Raw genomic sequence first — 19294 nt, 5'->3', positions numbered from 1 at the left:
GAATCGGGAGCCACGGTGAGTTTGAAACCCCTCGCACTGTTCGTCAATCACGACGGAGTGTCCTCGCGCGCATCCGTCACTTGCCAGTACAAGTGCGGAAACGCGTGCTCCCACGACGTGCCCAACACCTCGCACGGCGAGTACTTCCGTGACATCGCCCGTACCGCCCTGTCGCGGCGCGGGATGCTGCGCGGGACGGGGATGGCCGTCCTCGCCGTCGGAGCGGGCACTGCGCTGGTGGCCTGCTCGGACGACTCCGGAAGCGGAAGCGTCTCCGGTACGGGCGGTTCGGACGGAGCAGCACCCGCGGGAACGAACTTCGACGCCGTCGCCCCCAACACCGAGGACGCCGTCGTCGTCCCCGACGGCTACGAGCAGGCCGTCGTGATCCGCTGGGGCGACCCGGTGCTACCCGGGGCTCCCGCGTTCGACTTCGACAACCAGACGGCGCAGGCGCAGGCGCAGCAGTTCGGGTTCAACAACGACTTCGCCGGACTTCTGCCTGTCGAGGGGCAGCCGAACACCTACCTGCTGGTGGTCAACCACGAGTACACCACCGAGCCGTTCATGTTCACGGGCTACGACGCCGAAAACCCGTCACCGGAGCAGTTCCAGACCGCGCTCGCCGCCCACGGGCTGTCCGTGGTGCAGGTGAAGGGCGAATCCGCCTCGGGCACGCTCACTCCCGAGTTCGGACCGTACAACCGGCGCATCACGGCGACGACGGAATTCGTCGTCACCGGTCCCGCCGCGGGCAGCGACTTCCTGAAGACGTCCGCGGACCCGACGGGCACGAAGGTGCTCGGCACGCTGAACAACTGCTCGGGTGGCGTGACTCCGTGGGGCACGGTGCTGTCGGGGGAGGAGAACTTCAACCAGTACTTCGCGAACGCCGAACTGGTCACCGACCCCGCGGTCGCCGCACGGTTGAAGCGGTACGGCGTGGAAGGTGCTGCGTCCGAGCGCAAGTGGGAACGGTTCGACAAGCGTTTCGACCTCTTCCAGGAGCCGAACGAGGTCAACCGCTTCGGCTACGTCGTCGAGGTCGACCCGTGGGACGCGGCGTCCGCACCCGTCAAGCACACGGCACTGGGCCGGTTCAAGCACGAGGCCGCCACCATCCACGTCACCGACGACGGCACCGTCGTCGCGTACAGCGGCGACGACGAGCGCTTCGACTACATGTACAAGTTCGTCTCCAGCCGCAAGGTGATGGACGGCAGGAGTCAGGCCGCGTTGCGCCACAACATGACGCTGCTCGACGCGGGCACCCTGTACGTCGCGAAGTTCAGCGGCAACTCGGCGGACGAGATCGACGGGTCTGGCACGCTGCCGGCGAGTGGCACGTTCGACGGCACCGGCGAGTGGATCCCGCTGCTGCGCACCGGTGAGGACGGCCGGGGTGAGTCGCTCGTCGACGGCATGAGCGCCGAAGAGGTGGCGGTGTTCACCCGTCAGGCCGGCGACAAGGTCGGTGCCACCAAGATGGACCGTCCCGAGGACTTCGAACCCAGCCCGACGACCGGCAAGGTGTACGTGGCGCTGACCAACAACACCAAGCGCGGCGTCGACGGCGCGGCGGCGGCCGACGAGGCCAACCCGCGGAACAACAACAAGAACGGCCAGGTCCTCGAACTCACCGACGACCACGCCGGCACCGCGTTCACGTGGAACCTGCTGCTCGTCTGCGGCGACCCGAAGGAGGCCGACACCTACTTCGGCGGCTTCGACAAGGAGAGCGTCAGCCCGATCTCCTGCCCCGACAACCTGGCGTTCGATCCGCACGGCAACCTGTGGATCTCCACCGACGGCAACGCGCTGAAGTCAAACGACGGCCTGTTCAGCGTCGTCCTCGAGGGCCCGAACCGCGGGGAGACCAAGCAGTTCCTCACCGTGCCCAAGGGCGCCGAGACGTGCGGTCCGATCGTCGGCGACGAGCGGGTCACGGTGTGCGTGCAGCACCCGGGGGAACTGGACGACGCGAGCGCCGACAACCCGGCGTCGCACTGGCCCGACGGCGGCGACGCGCAGCCGCGTCCCGCCGTCGTGGCGGTGTGGAAGTCGGGCGGCCGGATCGGCGTCTGACCCCATGTGAGTGGCAAAGTGTGCCCCGGCACGCTTTGCCACTCACCTGGCGGGGGTGGGCGGGCGCCCGAGCAGCGACTCGAACATCGCGCCGCCCGCGAGGAACCCGTACCGGTCGTAGAAGTCGAACATCGCGGCGAGGCGGGCGCGACCGTCGTCCGTCAGGTCCCGCCCGTGCCGCGACATCCACTCGTCGACGGACACCTGCTTCACCGACACCGGACCATGGGCCCGGGCGCACAGATCCCGGACGCTGAGGGCTTCCGGACCGCCCAGCTCGTAGGTGGCGCCGTGGTGGATGTCGGGGCCCTCCGACAGCACTCGCGCCGCTATCTCCGCGACGTCCGCGAGTGCGACGAACGAGAACGTCGCGTCGGGACTGTAGGGCAGTTCGACGGTTGTCGCCGAGCCGTCCAGCACCGACCCGAAGTTCTCCGCGTACGCGCACGGCTGCAGGACGGTCCACCGCAGTCCGCCGCCGAACGTCCGGAGCTCGTCCTCGCAGCGGGCCTTGTCGACGTGGTGGGGCATGAGCGGGGTGTACGGCCAGGCCACGGAGTGGTAGACGAGATGCTCGACACCCACCGACGCTGCGGCGCCCATCGCGTTCCGCAGCAGCGCCGGCTCGTCGGGGTGCACGTTGGGGGCGATGCAGTACACGCCCCGGCAACCCGACAGCGCCTCTTCCAGTCCCGCACCCGTTTCGAGGTCGACGGCGAAGTCGCCGGGACGCCGGGCGGTGTGCACCACCCGGCGTACGTCGGCGAGCCCCTCGAGCGCCGCCACGACGGCGGCTCCGGTCTTTCCCGCGGCGCCGATGACGGCGATCTCGGCGCCGCGGGAGAGTGACTCGGTCATCGGGTCACCGGTCGATGAAGTCGTACTCGGCGAACTTCGCACCGCCGGACAGGCGTTCGTAGCCGGGACCGCGGTCGAAGAACGGCTCGTCCAGTCCCCGCTCGGCGCGCATCTGCTCGCGCAGGGTCTCGGTGGCGTCGACATCCGCGACCGGTTCCTCCGACGACACTGCCAGCACGACACCGTAGTCGACGCGTGCACCCTCGGTGGACACCTTGCCCCACAGCACGTCCCGGACGACGTCCTCGATCGGACGGTCGAGCGGGTCGCCCCAGCCGCCGCCGCCGGTCGTACGGATCCGCACCACCTCGCCGGCCTTGATCGGTTCGGCGTCGGTCAGCGCATCGAACTCGCGCTCGTTCGGGCCGTCCGGGTCGAGGACCACGGAGAAGGGGCGTCCGGCCTTGCCGCCCTTGACTCCCCAGCAGGAGAGGATCGAGCGGTCGGCGATGGACATGAAGTTCGCGTCCTTGAGCATCCGGATGTGCTTCTCGTAGCCGAGGCCGCCGCGGTAGCGTCCGGCGCCGCCGGAGTCCTTCGCCAGGCCGAGCTTCTCGACGATGAACGGGAACCGGCTCTCGGTGAATTCGGTCGGCAGGTTCCGCGAGTCAGGGACGACATGGATGGTGTCTTCGCCGTCCGCGTAGTGCCTTCCGCCGGACCCGCCGCCGAGCACCTCCCGCATCAGGTACGAATGCCCGTCGAAGTCCTCGCCGTACACCCCCGTGTAGCGGATGGTCTCCTGGTCGGCGGGCATGTTCCCGTCGACGGCCTTCGCGACGACGCCGGCGAGCACGCCGAGCAGCCGCAGGATCACGAACGTCCGGGCGTTGGTGGGCGCCGGGAAGATCGGGGTGATCAGCGTGCCCTTCTCCGGGAACTTCATCTCGATCAACGGCACCACACCCTCGTTGACGTCGAGTTCCGCCATCCGCTCGGGACTGTCGGCGAGGTTGCGCAGGATCGGCGCCAGCCACTTGATGAGGAAGTTGCCGTCGGCGTAGTCACCGCAGTGGTTGATGGGACCCTTGGCCTGCGGTCCGGTGCCGTTGAAGTCGAGGATGAGGCGTTCGCCGCCCTCGTCCTCGGGGCCGGTCTTGGTGAGCGTGATCCGCTGCCGGTGCAGCATGGGCTCGTCGACGCCGTCGTGTTCGGCGTAGTCCTCCCACGTGTATTCGCCCTTGGGGATCTTGCTGAGGATCTCCCGCCGGTACGTCTCGGTGGTCGCGTCCATCATCGCGTCGAAGCACGCCTCGACGGTGTCGCAGCCGTACCGCTCGAACAGTTCGGTGAGGCGACGGGCGCCCATCAGGCACGCCGAGCACTCGGCGTCGAGGTCGGCGGCCAGCGCGTCGGGCATCCGCGAGTTGCGGGTCATGATGCGCAGAGCCGCCTCGTTGGGCACACCCTGATCCCACAGCTTGATCGGCGGGACCATCAGGCCCTCCTCGTACACGGTGGTCGCGCCCGACGGCATCGATCCCGGGCAGCAGCCGCCGATGTCGTCGTGGTGGCCGAACGCCTGCACGAACGCGACGACGGACGGTTCCGTGTCGCCCGGCCTGGTCGCGAACACCGGGACGGTGACACAGAGGTCGGGGAGGTGGCCGATGCCGCCTTCGGACAGGTAGACGTCGTTGTGGAAGTAGACGTCGCCGGGCTTCATCGTGTCGAGCGGGAAGTCCCGGGCCACCGGGTGCACGAGCGCCGAATACGAACGGCCCGTGAGCTTCCGGAGGTTTCGGTCGTGGATCCCGGCGCGGAAGTCGTGGGCGTCGCGGATCATCGGCGAGCGGGAGGTCCGCGAGATGGACGTCTCGACCTCCATCTCGACGCTGGCGAGGTAGCCGGCGACGATCTCCACCAGCACGGGGTCGGGTGTCGTTCCGTCGACCGGTGTCAGCCGGTAGGGCTTGACCGCCTGCACTGCAACGGGTTCGGTGGTGACGGTCATCGGTTCGCTCCGTTCGAGTCGGCGATCTTGGTGATGCGGATGTTTCCGAAGGTGTCGATCCGCGCCTGGAAACCGGGGTGCACGGGGATGGTGGAGCTGAATTCCTCGATCACCGCGGGGCCCTCGAGCACGTCGCCCGCGCCGAGCCGGGCCCGGTCGTAGACGCGGGTGGTGACCCACTCGTCGAAGTACGCGGGACGGGTGCCGGTCACGGCGGACTCGGCTCCGGTTCCCGCCGCGATCTCGTTGAGCGTCGGGCGCTTGATGGGGCCGATGCCGCTGACCCGCAGGTTCACCCACTCCACGTGCTGGTGCGGGTCGCCGCGGAAGTCGTAGCCGTACAGCTCCTGGTGCGCCTGGTGGAACCGTTCCGCGGCCTCGTCCATCAGCTCCTGCGTGACGGGACCGTCGCCGATCGCCACCCGGACCTCGAAGGCCTGGCCGAGGTAGCGAAGGTCGGCGGAGCGCGCGTACTTGCGCTCCGCCTCCCCGAAGCCTTCGTCGGCGAGTGCGCGTTCCGCCTCGGCGGCGAGCGCGTCCAGCCCCGACTGCAGTTCCCCGATCTCCAGCCGGTCGTGCCTGCAGACGTGGGTCTGCACGTAGTCGTTGCGGACGTCGACGGTGAGCAGCCCGAAGGCGGACACGTTGCCGGGGTTCAGCGGGACGAGGACGTCCTTGAGCCCGAGGATGTCGACGAGCCGGCAGGCGAGCAGCGAACCCGAACCACCGAACGTCACCAGGGTGAAGTCACGGACGTCGAGACCGCGCTTGACCGTGATCTGGCGCAGCGCGTTGGCCTGGTTCCAGGCCGACACCTCGAGGATGCCGGTGGCGCAGGCCTCGAAGTCGAGCTTCAGCTGGTGGGCGAGCTGCTCGACGCCCTTGCGGGCCAGTTCGGTGTCGAGGGGGATCTCGCCGCCGAGCAGGTGGGGTGGGATGCGGCCGAGCAGCACGTGGGCGTCGGTGATCGTCGGTTCGCTGCCGCCCTTGCCGTAGCAGAGGGGGCCGGGGTCGGCGCCCGCCGACTGCGGTCCGACGCGCAGCGTGCCCTCGGGGGTCTGCCAGGCGATGGAGCCGCCCCCGGCGCCGACGGTGACGACGTCGATCATCGGGATCTTCGACGGGTACGCCCCCACGCGACCTTCGGTGGTGAGCGCGGGCTCACCGCGGACCACGACGGTGACGTCGGTCGACGTTCCGCCGCCGTCACAGGTGAGGACCTGCTCGACACCCGCGACGCTTGCGATGAGAGCCGCGCCGAGCGCCCCGGCCGCCGGGCCGGACAGCACCGTCGTGATCGGCTGGTGCACGACCTCCTTGGCGGAGAGCACGCCGCCGTTCGACTTCATCACGTAGAACGGGATGTCGCGGGCTTCGCCCTCGTCGGAGGAGAACTCGCGCAACCGGTTCGCGATGTTGTTGACGTAGTTGCGGATGTTCGGCTTCACGGCCGCGTCGACCAGGGTGGTGATGGACCGCTCGTATTCGCGGTACTCGCGCAGCACCTGGCTGGAGATACTCACCGTGGCCTCGGGGTATTCCTCGAGCAGAAGATCCCGGACGCGGTTCTCGTGGCTGGGGTCGGCGTACGAGTGCATGAGGCACACACCGATGGTGCGGATGCCGCGGTCGGCGAAGAAGCGGGCGGCCTTGCGGACGTCGTCCTCGACGAGGGGGCGGATCTCGCTGCCGTCGAACGCGAGCCGGCCGCCGATGGTGCGGACGCGGTCGGCGGGAACGATGCGGTCGGGCTTGACCCAGAAGTACGAGTTGCCGTAGCCGTCGGGGACGGACTGCCGGGCGATCTCGAGGACGTGCTCGTACCCCTCGGTGGTGATGAACCCGAGGTTCTCGACCTTGCCTTCGAGGAGTTTGTTGGTGGCGACGGTGGTGCCGTGGCTGACGGCGCCGATCGCGTCGCCGGTCTCGCCGAGCTTGGCGAGCACCTTCTCGATTCCGGTGAGGAATCCCTGCGCCGGGTCGGCAGGCGTCGAGGGTGTCTTGGTGGTGACGACGGCTCCGGACTCCTCGTCCACAGCCACGACGTCGGTGAATGTTCCGCCGGTGTCGATACCGACCCGAATCTTTCTGGATTCCACGATTCCTCCTGGGCTCGTCTCTGTAAGGCAATTGCACCGCGTCCGCCGCCCGGTTTCTTTGTCACATATCGCCGAACTCACCGGTCCTCGTTCGGCGGTGCCCGCGACCCTCGCGCCCCGGACAGACGACAGCACCCCGAACCGGACGGTTCGGGGTGCTGTGTCGGGTGTGCGCGTGTTACTTCGGGCAGGTGCTCCGCACCAGGATGCCGCCGACGAGAACTCCGGCGAGCGCGATGCCCGCACCGAGTGCCGCCGACGCGAGAACGGTTGTCGTGGAGGTGCCCTCGGGCACCCGCACCCGCGCGGCGGCTGCCGCGGGAACCGGGGCCGCCCCCGCGACGCCGGCGACCGCCGGAACCTCGCCCGGCACCGCCGCGACCTCGGCCACCGGGATGCCGTTGGCGATCACGCCGTCGATGCCCTTGAAGAACACCCCGGCCATCTTCTTCGCGACACCGGTGATCATCCGCTGCCCGACGCCGCCGACCATGCCGCCGACGACGGCGTCCGCGTCGTAGCTGAGCAGGGTGCCGCCGTCGCGTTCCTCCAGCCGCACCGTCACGTCGGCCTTCACGGTGCCGGGAGCGCCGGCCCCCGACGCCGTCATCACGAACGACTGGGGCCGATTCTGCTGCGACAGAATCACTTCGCCGTCATAGGTGCCTTTGATGGACGCGACGCCCGCGGTGATGGACAACTTGTAATGGTTGTCGCTGAGCTGTTCGAGGGACTGCACCCCGGGGATGGTCGCCGCGAGGACCCGTCCGTCCTGCAGATTGTCGTACACGGCCTCCGGTGGGGCCGTCAGTAGGGCGGTGCCGGCGATTCTCATTCGTTCTCCTTGCTCTGTGACGACGCGTGCGCGAGGCGAAGCTCGAACAACTCGGAAGGGGATATCGGCATGGACGTGATCGGGAAGCCTTCCGCGTCCTCGATCGCTGCCGCGATGACGGCGGACGTCGGAATGACGCCCGCTTCGCCGGCGCCCTTCATCCCGAGGGGATTGAGGCCGGACGGGGTGACGGTGTGGTCCATCTCGAGCGAGTCGGGCATCTCGGTGACGAACGGCATCAGGAAATCCATGTACGACGCGTTGAGCATCTGGCCGTGCTCGTCGTAGACGATCCTCTCGTACAGCGCGCCGCCGACACCCTGCGCGACGGCACCCATGACCTGGCCTTCGACGATCCGCGGGTTGATGACGTTGCCGCAGTCGTGGATCACGGCATACCGGCGCACGTGGATCTCGGCCGTCAGCGGATCGGTTTCGACGATCGCCGCGTGTACACCGGACGCGAACGTCGACGTCGGCGGCGAGTAGTACCCGGTGGCCTCGAGCCCGGGTTGTTCACCCTCCCGGACCGGCGGAATCGTCATGTCCGCGTCGGCTTTCGCGAATCCGGTGGCCTGCCGTGACGCGTCGTCGAACGCGTAGCGCAGCGGGTTCGACAGCACGGCGACCACCCCCAGCGAGATGGACGTGCCCTCGGCGCCGGGCAGCGTGCCGATCTTGCACACGTGCCCCCCGCGCAGTTCCAGTTCGGCGGGGTCGAGGTTCAGCGCCTCGCCGGCGATCGTGCGGGCCTTCTCCGCCACCATCTGCGCCGCTACGTGGAACGCCGATCCGGACATCACGGCACCGCGGGACGCGAACGTGCCGACGGCATAACCGAATCGGCGGGTGTCGCCGGTGACGATCTCCACGTCGGTGACCGGCACGCCGAGGTCGTCCGCGACGATCTGCGCGAACGCCGTCTGGTGGCCCTGCCCCTGGGTGGTCAGACCCGTTGCGGCCTTGACCTTCCCGGACGTCTCGACGAGGACGTGGGCGCCCTCGTACGGGCCCGGCCCGGTGCCCTCCACGTAGGCGCCGATCCCGATGCCCACGGCCCGGCCTTCCGCCTTCGCCTGCTTCTTGTACTCGGCGAACCCGTCCCAGTCGATGAGCTTCTTCAGTTTGTCGATACCCGCCTGGTAGTTGCCGGTGTCGTAGATCAGCGGGCGGCCGTCCTGGAACGTGAGGTGGAAGTCGTACGGCATCTCCTCGGGCCGGATGAAGTTGTGTTCGCGGACCTCGATGACGTCCTTGCCGAGATATTTGGCGATCGCGTCCATCGCCCGTTCCATCGCGAACACGGCCTGCGGGCGGCCGGCGCCGCGGTAGGGCGTGACGATGACCGTGTTCGTATACAGCGAGTACGCGTCCACCCGGAACGATTTCGGCTTGTACGGTCCGAGCACCTGCGTCGACGTGTTGAGCATGACGATGATGCCGTACGGCAGGTACGCGCCGTTGTCGTGCCAGAACGTGAAGTCGAACGCGAGGAGGGTGCCGTCGTCGTCGAATCCGACCGTCACCTCCTGGATCTGGCCGCGCTCGTGCGCGCTGGACACGAAGTGCTCGCGCCGGTCCTCGACCCATTTGACCTCGCTCGAGATGCCCGCCGTCCCGAGTTGCCGCGCCGCCCAGGTGACCATGACCTCTTCCGGCCACGGGTGGACGATCTTGACACCGAAGCCGCCACCGACGTCGGGTGCGATGCAGTGGACCTTGTTGTGCGCCATCTTCAGTCGCGCGGCGATGGCCGCGCGCGCCGACGTCGACGTCTGCGTCGAGGTCCAGAACGTGAGCGCCTGCTCGTCGGTGTCCCAGCGCGCGTAGACGCCCTTGCCCTCCATCGGCATCGACGCCGACCGCTCGATCTCGAGGTTCAGGGTCAGCCGGTGCGGTGCGTTCGCCAGTTCCGCGTCCACGTCGCCGAATCCGTGCTGCAGGTGCGCCGCGACGTTGTCGGGGACGTCCGCGTGCACCGCGTTGTCCGCCTGCCGCGCCACGTCGATGCCCACGACCGGTGGGAGCATCTCGTACGTGACGTCGATCTTGGCGCACGCGTCCTCGGCGATGTACCGGTTGTCGGCGACCACCATCGCGATCGCCTCGCCGACATGGTTCACCTCGTCCTTGGCGAGCGGATACCCGTTGCGCGGGGCGGTGATCGCCGGATGCGGGATGAGGAGGGGCAGATTCTCGGCCATCTCCGGGGAGTCGTCCGCGAGGTCGTCGTACGTGTAGATCGCGTGCACGCCGGGCATATCCAGCGCGGCATCGACGTCGATGCCGGTGATGCGGGCGTGCGCGTGCGGCGACCGGACGAAGGCGGCGATGAGCGCGTTGTGCCCGAGGTCGTCGAGGTACCGGCCGTTGCCGGAGAGGAGTCGCGCATCCTCCGTGCGGGGAATCGGCTTGCCGAACAGCTTCTCGGATTCTACGGTCTCCGAACCGCTTTCCTTCGTGCGCGCCGGATTCGTGCGGGGTTTCGTGACGCTCATGCTCGCCCTGCCCTTCCGCCGACGGGGTTGGTGGTGCCCCGGACCTTCGGATCGAGAGAGGCGCGTGCTGTCTCGTCGTCCTTGCCGAGCGGGAATTCGCCCGAACGCTCGCGCTTGATCTCCGCGGCGCGTAGCACGGCCGCCCGGATGTTCTGGTAGCCGGTGCATCGGCAGAGGTTGCCGGCGATCGCGTCGGTGGCCTCCTCGCGGGTGGGCGAGTCGTTCTCCTCGAGGAACGCCGCGATGGTGGTGACGAAACCGGGAGTGCAGAAGCCGCACTGCAGGCCGTGACAGTCGATGAACGCCTGCTGCACCGGATGCAGGGTGCCGTCGGGTTCGACGAGTCCCTCGACCGTGGTGACCTCCCGGCCCTCGAGGCTCGCCGCGAGGACGAGGCAGGAGCGCACGGGTTTGCCGTCGAGCAGGACGGTGCAGGCGCCGCAGACTCCGTGCTCGCAGCCCACGTGTGTTCCGGTCTGGCGCAGATGGTGCCGGATCGCGTCGGACGCGAGGGTCCGCGACGGCAGCAGCACCGTCTGCGTCACCGCGTTGAGCGTGAACGTCACCGCGACGTGTTGCTCGCCGGTATCGTCCTGCAGTTCGGCGAGTTGCTCGTCGATGCTGCGCGTTGCCTTTCCCATGGTTACCTTCCTCCCGCCGACACGTGCACGGCGGCACCGTCGAGCACTGCATCCTGCGCGGCCGCGAACCCGACCCGTGCCGTCAGGGCGGCGACCAGTTGCGACCGGTACCGCGCCGTGGCGTGGATGTCGGGTTCGGTGTCGATCCGTTCCCGCGCGAACTCGGACAGATTCCGCCACAACGGGTCTCGATCGTCGGTCGCGGACGCACCCTGGAGAATGTCCGTGTAGTCGACGACCTCACCGAGCTCGCCGGCCGACACGTAGGTCATCCGTGCCTCCGCCACCGCGCCGCCCTCGACGCGGACCTGCGCCGCGACTCCGACGAGTGCGTAGTCGCCGTGCCTGCGGGCGATCTCGTCGATGGCCGTCCCGACACCGGGCTCGGCCGCCGGGACCGTGACACTGGTCGCGATCTCGTCCGCCTCGAGCGTGCTTTCGAGCGGCCCGGCGAACAGGTCGCTCGACCGGATCTCCCGGACCCCGCGAACCGAACGCACGGTGATCGAGCCACCGAGCAGGGCGAGCACCGCCGGCATCTCTGCGGACGGGTCGGCGTGCACGATGGACCCGACCGTCGTGCCGCGGTTACGGATGGTCGGGTGCGCGACCAGACGCAGGCCGCGACCGATCAGCGGCTGCACCTGTGCGGCGCCGCGGTCGGCTTCGAGCACCGAATGGGTGGTCAGGGCGTCGAACGTGACACCCAGATCGCGGGACGACGACACAGCGTCCAGCCGGGGGATCGAGCCGATGTCGACGAGGTGGGCCGGTGCGGCGAGTCGCATCGACAGCAACGGGATCAGCGACTGCCCGCCCGCGAGCACCTTTCCCTCGTGAGCCACGTCCGCGAGGATCTGACAGGCCTCGTCGATCGACCGAGGTCGGTGATAAGTCAGTGGCGACGGTTTCATTCCTCAGATCCTGCCCGTATCGTACGCTCGACGTTTCGTGAACTAGTGACAAAACTCACGTGCTGACGCTGGCAGATCACGTGAGCTGGCCTACCCGGTCCGGCACGGTTCCGTCGCCCGCGGTCGGCTTCGGGTGGTGACGGCCGGTGTCGGCGTCGTCGGCATCCTTGGGGGCGATGACGCGGCACAGGTGGTACATCCCGATCACCACGATCGTGCCGAGCGCGATGCCGCTCAGGGAGAAGGTGTCCGTGAACGTCAGCTCCGTGTCACCGATCGCGATGATCAGGCCGGCGGCGATGGGCATCAGGTTGAGCGGATTGCCGAAGTCGACGCCGTTCTCCTTCCAGATCTTCGCGCCGAGCAGGCCGATGATCCCGTAGAGCACCACCGTGATTCCGCCGAGCACACCGCCGGGGGTCGCGGAGATGACGGCACCGAACTTGGGGGAGAAGCCCAGCAGCATCGCGATCACACCGGCCGCGGCATACGCGGCGGTCGAGTACACCTTGGTCGCGGCCATGACGCCGATGTTCTCCGCGTACGTCGTCGTGGGGGATCCTCCGACGCTGGTCGCGAGGGTGGTGGCCAGGCCGTCGCCGATCAGGGCGCGTCCCATCATCGGGTCGAGGTCGGTCTTGGTGATCTCGGCGACGGCCTTGACGTGTCCGGCGTTCTCCGCGATCAGGGCGATCACACCGGGCAGTACCAGGACGATGAATGTGAGACTGAACGACGGCGCGTGGATGCCCACGATGCCGTTCGCCTCGTCGGAGAACGGCGGCAGCCCGATCCACGACGCCGAGGAGACGCCGTCCCAGTTGACGCGGAAGTGTTCGGTGACTGCGCCGGCGACCGGGTCGTACGACGTGATCATGCCGGTCGTCAGGTCGAGCACCCACGACAGCACGTATCCGAAGAGCAGCGTCAGGAAGATCGCGACCCGCCCGAGGAATCCGCGCAGCGCGACGCTCGCCACCACCAGCACGACCATCACCGTCAACGCGACCCACTGGTCCTGGGGCCAGTACGTTCCGGCCACCACCGGGGCCAGGTTGAACCCGATCAGCATGACGACGGCGCCGGTGACCACCGGCGGGAGGATCTTGAACACCACCCCGCCGCCGAGGAAGTGGATCAGCACGCCGATGCCGGCGAGCACGAGGCCGGATACCAGGATCGCCCCCGTCACCTGCGCCGACGTGCCGCCCTGGGCGCGGATGGCGGCGATGCCGCCGACGAATGCGGCCGACGTCCCCAGGTAGCTGGGAATCCGGCCCTTGACGACCAGGAGGAAGAACAGGGTGCAGAACCCCGACATCATCACGGCCAGTTGAGGATTGAGACCCATGATGATCGGGAAGACGAACGTGGCCCCGAACATCGAGACCACGTGCTGCCCGCCGAGTCCGATCGTGCGACCCCAGCTCAGGCGTTCGCCCGGGGCGACGACCTCCCCGGGCGCGATGGTCTTGCCATCTCCGTGCAGTGTCCAGATAGGCATAGGAGGACCTTTCAGACAGGTGACGGTGCTGGAGTGCCGGCGGCCAGCTTCGATGATGTGCCGCATGTCACAGTTGCACCTCGATAGGAGGGAAACGTTATTACAGCGTCAGCCACCCGGCGTGAGAAGAATCTGCCAGCGCGTGCCCGGCGAAATTGGCAACTTTAGGAATTGATGCCGCGCATCGCCATGATCTTGAGGGCGAGAGACAGATCGAGGCGCAGTTCGGGGTGATCGGTGAACGACCCGAGCATCTTCTCCAGCTTCACCACCCGGTATCGCAGGGTGTTGTAGTGAAAATGCAGTTGACGTGCGGTTTCGGCGATGTTGATGTTGGTGGCGAGCAGCACCTCCAGGGTGCGCCGCATGTCCTGCGCCTCGGATGTGTCCGCCGTCAGCTCACGCAGGGTCTCCTGCGCGAACGACTCGAGTTCGCGGTCGTCCTCGACGAGGCTCAGCAGCCGGTAGACGCCGAGGTCGTCGAAATGTGTCACCGCCCAGGCGCCGGTGATCTGCCGTCCCACCTTCAGCGCGGTCCGGGCCTGACCGTAGAGGGCGGGGATGCCGTCCACGGAGTCCGTCGGCCGGGACACGCCCACCCCGAACGCCCGGCGACCACCGCCGCCGGCGCCGCGCACGGTGGCGACGAGTTCGTGGACGAGGTTCATCGTGTCGGTGCCGACACCCATGAGGATCACCGTCTCCGTCGCCAGCGCGGTGACGGCGGCACCCGTGTCGCGGCCCGCGACGGCACTCGTGAATGCCCGCGCCTGTCGCTCGACGAGCGGCATCCGGGGCATCGACGGCTCGTCCTCACCGACCGGATCGGGTTCGATCACCACGACGACCACGGGACGGTCCAGGTCCCAGCCGAACGTCTTGGCGTGCGCGACGACGTGCTCGTGTTCGCCGCCGCGGCCGAGCAGCAGGTCGCGGATGAAATTGGCGCGGTGCTTCTCCTCGACCGAGGACACGACGAGTTCGCGGGCGACGACCAGGGCGCACACCGCCGCCGCCTGCTCGACGAGGTACAGATCCTCGCTGCGCAGTCGACGTCCGGTGCTGAACTGCACCAGCCGCCCGTGATCGATGCCGTTGGCCGAAATCGCCGACACCGCGATGGACTCGTCGCCCAGCCGGTGCAGACCGAGCCCGCCCTCTGTGGAATCGGTGCGGACCCGCCCGGTGGAGTCGAGCGCCGCACTCGACGCCAGCCGGTTCAGCTCGGACTCGTCCCCGGCCCGGCACAACTGACGTCCGTCGGGTGTCGTGATCAGCACGGCCCCGCCCAATTCGCGGGCGACGGCGACGGAGAGTTCGGCAAACCCGCCGCCGGCCATCACGACGTCGACGAGCACTCTGCGCAACCGGTCCGCCTCGAACAGGGCGTCGACCTGCCGGGCCGACGACTCCGCGAGAGCACCGGACAGCGGGTGTGCCTGCGAGTACAGGTCCGCGACCACGACGACGGGAAACCCGAGTTCGTCGGCCGCATCGGACATCTCGGCCGGCAGCGTGGCGCTGGGGTCGTCGAGTCGGACGGCGAGCCCGGCGACGCCTCGCCTGTCGAGCCGGGCGAGAAACGCGTCGATCGGCTCGACCAGCCGGCCGAGAACCGCGGACGTGGTGATCAGCAACTGTCCGGTCCGGAGCCACGGTCCGATGTCGGGCACCGCCATCACGGCGACGTTCGACACCTCACGCGAGGTGCCGGTCGCGCCGGCGACCAGGGTCGGGGAGACGAGGAGATCGGACACCAGCACGTCGGCGAACGATTGCGGCGCAACGCCCGGACCAGGCCCGTCGCCGGTGTCGGCGGCTGCGCGGAACCCGGGAGCGGAACTACCGACATCCCTCGTCGTCACTGCAACACCCTGCTCACCTGATACGACACTCGCCCCGGACGGCGCGAAAGTGTGACCTTAAGTCGCGACCCGAATACCCGTCAAACGGTGGTCACGCGGTGCACTCGAGCGGCCGGCCGGTCCCGGCCGGCGCATCACGGTGAATCGGACCGCTCAGCTGCTGGAGTTCGAGCCCCGACGTGCCCCGGGTCGTCTTCATCATCTCGGCGAGGATCGACACCGCGGTCTCCTCGGGAGTGCGGGCACCCAGGTCGAGGCCGATCGGGGAATGCAGCCGCGCCAGCTCCGCCGCGGTCGTCCCCTGTTCCCGCAGCAGCGTGACCCGGCGATCGTGCGTGGCCCGGCTGCCCATCGCGCCGATGTACGCGGCGTCCGATCGCAGGGCGAGCCCCAGCAGCGGGATATCGAATTTCTCGTCGTGGGTGAGCACCGCGAGGACCGTCCGGTGGTCGACCGGCGCGGTCTCGAGGAACCGGTGCGGCCACATCACGACGACGTCGTCGGCGTCCGGGAACCGCGCACGCGTCGCGAACACGGCGCGGGCGTCGATCACCGTGACGTGGTAGCCGGCGAACGCGCCCAGCGAGCACATGGCCGCGGCGAAGTCGATGGCCCCGAAGATGTACATCCGCGGTGGGGGCGCGAAGATCTCGACCATGCACACCGTCTCGGACTGCAGCTGATAGACGACCGACTCACCGGCGTCGAGGCGACGGCGGACATTCTCGACATCGGTCTCGGGCAGGTCGAGGTCGCCCGCGAGTGCGTCCCCGGTGATCACGCTGCGCCGGGTCCGTGATCCGTCGCCGGTCTCCGTCACGACGGCGATCGACTCACCGCCACAGATCCTTCGCGCCACGTCCGCGAAGTCCGGGAAGTCGCTGCTCCCGATGCGCTGAACGAACACCTCGATGGTGCCGCCGCACGTCAGACCGACACCGATCGCGTCGTCGTCCGCCACGCAGAACACTTCCGTCCGGCTGCGCCCGTCGGCCAGCACGTCCCGCGCCGTCTCGTACAGCGCGCTCTCGACACACCCACCGGACACACTTCCGAGCACCTCACCGGATTCCGACACGGCCATCGCCGCGCCCGGTGCCCGCGGAGACGACTTCCAGGTGCGCACCACCGTGGCGAGGACGAAATTCTCGCCGCGATCGAACCACGCTTCCAAGCCCGTCAGGATGTCGCGCATCGTCTCGTACTCCTCGGGTGATTCGTCGGGAACCTCACGCTAACCGGCGGCGACCGGCCGTCGGCGCACACAATGCGCCGAAATCCCCAGCGGCCGCTTGTGCATTCTCGCCATCGCTATCGATCGACGACTCCGCAATTCTCGGACGGTCCCCCTTCCTTCACAGAGAACCGAGGATCCACCATGAATCAGTTGCTCAGCGGGATCCGGGTCCTCGACCTCACGCGGGCCCTCGCCGGTCCGCTGTGCACGGCACTGCTGTCGGATTTCGGCGCCGACATCATCAAGGTCGAGACCCGTTCCGGTGGCGACAGTTCCCGGCAGTGGCCGCCGTTCGACGGCAGCGACAGCCTGTACTTCGCCTCCGTCAACCGCGGCAAACGCTCCGTCGCACTCGACATGCGTAGCGAGCAGGGTCGGAAACTGCTGCGCCGCATGGCCGTCGACGTGGACGTCATCGTGGAGAACTTCCGTCCCGGGGTCCTCGCGGAAATGGGACTCGACCAGCAGTCGCTCGCCCAGGACAATCCCGGAGTGATCGTCATGAGTGTCAGCGGCTTCGGCCCGACCGGACCCGAGCAGTTCTCGCCGGGACTCGATCAGGTGGCGCAGGGCATGTCGGGACTGATGTCGGTGACCGGGGCCGGCGACCACACCCCGATGCGCGTCGGCATTCCGATCATCGACACCGTGTCCGGTATCTATGCGGCACTGGGCATCACGGCCGCGCTCGTGGCCCGCGGACGCGATGGCGTCGGTCATCACGTGCAGACGTCCCTGCTCGAGTCGGCCCTGTCGATCATGTCGTTCCAGGCGCAGGACTACCTGAGCACCGGACGCGTCGCGGAGCCGAACGGAAACACACACCCCACGATCACCCCGTACGGGACGTTCGACACGGCCGATTTCCCCATCATCATCGCGACCGGCTCGGACCGGCACTGGGTGTCGCTGTGCCAGGTTCTCGGGGATCCCGAACTCGCCGACCGGCCCGAATACCGCACCGGCCAATCACGACTCGCACACCGCGATCGGCTCACCAAGGAACTTCTCGAACTGCTGTCGGTGCGGCCGGCCGCCGAATGGGTGACATCGATTCGCGCGGCGGGCATCCCGTGCGGTCCCGTCCACACGATCGACCAGGCCTTCGCCGACCCCCAGGTGCAAGCGCTGAAGATGGTACAGCCGGTAACCACGCCGGACGGCGGGGAAGTGCCGCTGGTCCGGGGTCCGTTCTGGGTGGACGCCGAGACCCTGCCGATCCGGAATGCGCCGCCGATGGTGCTGGGGCAGGACACGGCCGAGGTGCTCGGTGAATTCGGGCTGAGCGACGAAGACATCGAGGGCCTCCGGCGCGACCGGGTGATCTGACACCCGTGTCGGCCGCGGTCGCCTCACAACCGGGCGGCCACGGCCAACGCCACGTGCTCGCACCACGGGCGCGCGACGACCTGCACGCCGATCGGCAACCCGGACCGGGTGCTTCCCACCGGAACGACGACGGACGGCAGACCCGTCACGCTGATCGCGCGGCAACTCGCCAGTGCCTGAGACCACGTGAGCGACTGCCCACCGACATCGAACAGTTCGTCGCCGAGCGGCGGCGCCGGGATCGAGGCGACGGGAAGGACGAGGACGTCGCCCATCTCGCCGAGCAATCGGTGCACGAGTTCCGCTCGCTGCGCCCACAGCCGCTCGACCAGGCGCCGGTCCACGTCCCGCGCGGCGGCGAGCATCGTGGCGATGTTCGTTCCGAAGTCGGTGCCGAGTTCGATGATGTCGGTGTGGGTTTCGACCGCGCGCAACGTCCCGAAGAGGTCGTTCCCCTCCGACAGGGCCGCCCCCCGGTACGGTCGGGCGCCGAGCCTGCCGGCGGCGCCGGCGACGGCCGCGACAATCTCCGTGTCCACCGGGACGGTCCCGTCGCCGGGCGCCCACGTCACGTCGAGACGCGAGAGGTCCACCGAAGCCGGGTCCGTCCAGTGATACTGCCGGGACGAGAGCACCCGCAGCACGAGCGCCGCGTCGTCCAGGGTCCGCGCCATCGGACCGATCGTCTGCAGCGTGCCGTGCATGGTCGCCGGATTGGTCAGCACGTGATCGCCCGACGGGACGCCGGGATACTGTCCGTCGGGGTCCACCCGGCCGATCGTCGGGCGCACGGAGCGCAGTCCCGTGCAGTGCGCGGGCCAGCGGACCGAGCCGCCGAAGTCGGTGCCGAGACCGACGACACTCATCCCGGACGCGACCGCCGCCGCCTCGCCGCCGCTCGAACCGCCGGGGGAGCGGGCGACACCGTCGGGCCGGAGCGGGTTCACGGTGTACCCGAACAGGTCGTTGTGGGTGAGCCCGCTGGCCCCGAACTCCGGGGTGTTCGTCTTCCCGACGAGAATCGCGCCGGCCGCCCTCATCGCGGCCACCGCGGGCGCGTCGACAGAAGGCACGTTGTGCTCGAGCGCGCGCGATCCCGCCGTCGTCCGGACACCCGCGGTCGCGATCAGGTCCTTCACCGTGAACGGGACCCCGGCCAGCGGACCGACGTCCTCCCCTCTGCCGATCCGGGTGTCGAGGTCGTCGGCGGCCCGGATCGCCTGATCCTCGGCGACGGTGACGACGGCGTTCAGCTCCGGGTTCCGGGCCTTGATGTGCGCCAGGTGGTCGTCGAGCACCTGGCTCGCGGACACCTCCCGGTTCGTCACCGCGCGGGCGATCGTCTGCGCGTCCGAACCGACCCAGCTGCCGTCGTTACCCCACACATGTCCTCCTCGGCTCGTGCTCAGGGGTCGACGCTAGACATCCCCACACCCGCCGCACACGGCCAGTGTGCACAGGAAACCGTCGCCCGA

At 68.7% G+C, this 19294-nt stretch carries 13 protein-coding genes; 2 read left to right on the top strand and 11 right to left on the bottom strand.

Translation table 11 applies throughout. The annotated features are described in order from the left end of the window. Window positions 1-15: 15 nt before the first annotated feature. Window positions 16-2085: a PhoX family phosphatase gene (locus CJ177_RS22605; protein ID WP_095868822.1), complete on the top strand. Its 2070-nt coding sequence runs from the start codon at window positions 16-18 to the stop codon at window positions 2083-2085. Between the two features lie 42 nt (window positions 2086-2127). On the opposite strand, the gene CJ177_RS22600 is transcribed toward CJ177_RS22605, so the two are convergent. From CJ177_RS22600 to CJ177_RS22555, 10 genes are all read right to left on the bottom strand, one after another. After that, window positions 2128-2943: an NmrA family NAD(P)-binding protein gene (locus CJ177_RS22600; RefSeq protein WP_095868634.1), complete on the bottom strand. Its 816-nt coding sequence runs from the start codon at window positions 2941-2943 to the stop codon at window positions 2128-2130. A 4-nt stretch (window positions 2944-2947) separates the two neighbouring features. Continuing rightward, on the bottom strand, window positions 2948-4897 hold the full coding sequence (locus CJ177_RS22595; protein WP_095868633.1) for a hydantoinase B/oxoprolinase family protein: 1950 nt from the start codon (window positions 4895-4897) through the stop codon (window positions 2948-2950). Beyond that, window positions 4894-6996, bottom strand: a complete 2103-nt coding sequence (locus CJ177_RS22590) for a hydantoinase/oxoprolinase family protein (RefSeq protein ID WP_095868632.1) — start codon at window positions 6994-6996, stop codon at window positions 4894-4896. The genes CJ177_RS22595 and CJ177_RS22590 overlap by 4 nt, the downstream gene beginning before the upstream one ends. Before the next feature lie 178 nt (window positions 6997-7174). After that, window positions 7175-7831: a carbon monoxide dehydrogenase subunit G gene (locus CJ177_RS22585; RefSeq protein ID WP_061045442.1), complete on the bottom strand. Its 657-nt coding sequence runs from the start codon at window positions 7829-7831 to the stop codon at window positions 7175-7177. Continuing rightward, entirely contained in the window at window positions 7828-10329 is a 2502-nt protein-coding gene (cutA, locus tag CJ177_RS22580) for an aerobic carbon-monoxide dehydrogenase large subunit (RefSeq protein WP_095868631.1), read from the bottom strand. The genes CJ177_RS22585 and cutA overlap by 4 nt, the downstream gene beginning before the upstream one ends. Beyond that, window positions 10326-10970 carry a (2Fe-2S)-binding protein gene (locus CJ177_RS22575; RefSeq protein WP_095868630.1) on the bottom strand — a complete coding sequence of 215 codons (645 nt, stop codon included), beginning with the start codon at window positions 10968-10970 and terminating at the stop codon, window positions 10326-10328. The genes cutA and CJ177_RS22575 overlap by 4 nt, the downstream gene beginning before the upstream one ends. A 2-nt stretch (window positions 10971-10972) precedes the next feature. Next, the gene (locus CJ177_RS22570) at window positions 10973-11884 is read right to left on the bottom strand and encodes a xanthine dehydrogenase family protein subunit M (protein ID WP_095868629.1); all 912 of its coding nucleotides are present in this window, start codon (window positions 11882-11884) and stop codon (window positions 10973-10975) included. 76 nt (window positions 11885-11960) lie between these two features. Then, window positions 11961-13388: a uracil-xanthine permease family protein gene (locus CJ177_RS22565; RefSeq protein ID WP_095868821.1), complete on the bottom strand. Its 1428-nt coding sequence runs from the start codon at window positions 13386-13388 to the stop codon at window positions 11961-11963. Window positions 13389-13552: 164 nt separating this feature from the next. Further along, window positions 13553-15253, bottom strand: a complete 1701-nt coding sequence (locus tag CJ177_RS22560; RefSeq protein ID WP_095868628.1) for a PucR family transcriptional regulator — start codon at window positions 15251-15253, stop codon at window positions 13553-13555. Window positions 15254-15344: 91 nt separating this feature from the next. Then, on the bottom strand, window positions 15345-16448 hold the full coding sequence (locus CJ177_RS22555) for an XdhC family protein (protein ID WP_005249281.1): 1104 nt from the start codon (window positions 16446-16448) through the stop codon (window positions 15345-15347). A 183-nt stretch (window positions 16449-16631) separates the two neighbouring features. Here CJ177_RS22555 and CJ177_RS22550 point away from each other — a divergent pair, with 183 nt between their 5' ends. Then, a complete protein-coding gene (locus tag CJ177_RS22550; protein WP_061045446.1) occupies window positions 16632-17819 on the top strand; it encodes a CaiB/BaiF CoA-transferase family protein in 1188 nt (395 codons plus the stop codon). Window positions 17820-17842: 23 nt separating this feature from the next. Here the strand turns inward: CJ177_RS22550 and CJ177_RS22545 are convergent, their stop codons facing one another. Then, window positions 17843-19204 carry an amidase gene (locus CJ177_RS22545; RefSeq protein ID WP_095868627.1) on the bottom strand — a complete coding sequence of 454 codons (1362 nt, stop codon included), beginning with the start codon at window positions 19202-19204 and terminating at the stop codon, window positions 17843-17845. Between the last annotated feature and the right edge of the window lie 90 nt (window positions 19205-19294).

The sequence above is a fragment of the Rhodococcus sp. ACPA1 genome (assembly GCF_002300195.1).
Classification (GTDB): Bacteria; Actinomycetota; Actinomycetes; order Mycobacteriales; family Mycobacteriaceae; genus Rhodococcus_F; species Rhodococcus_F opacus.
The sequence above is the reverse complement of the archived record's forward strand: the minus strand, read 5'-3'. Positions and strand labels throughout refer to the sequence as shown.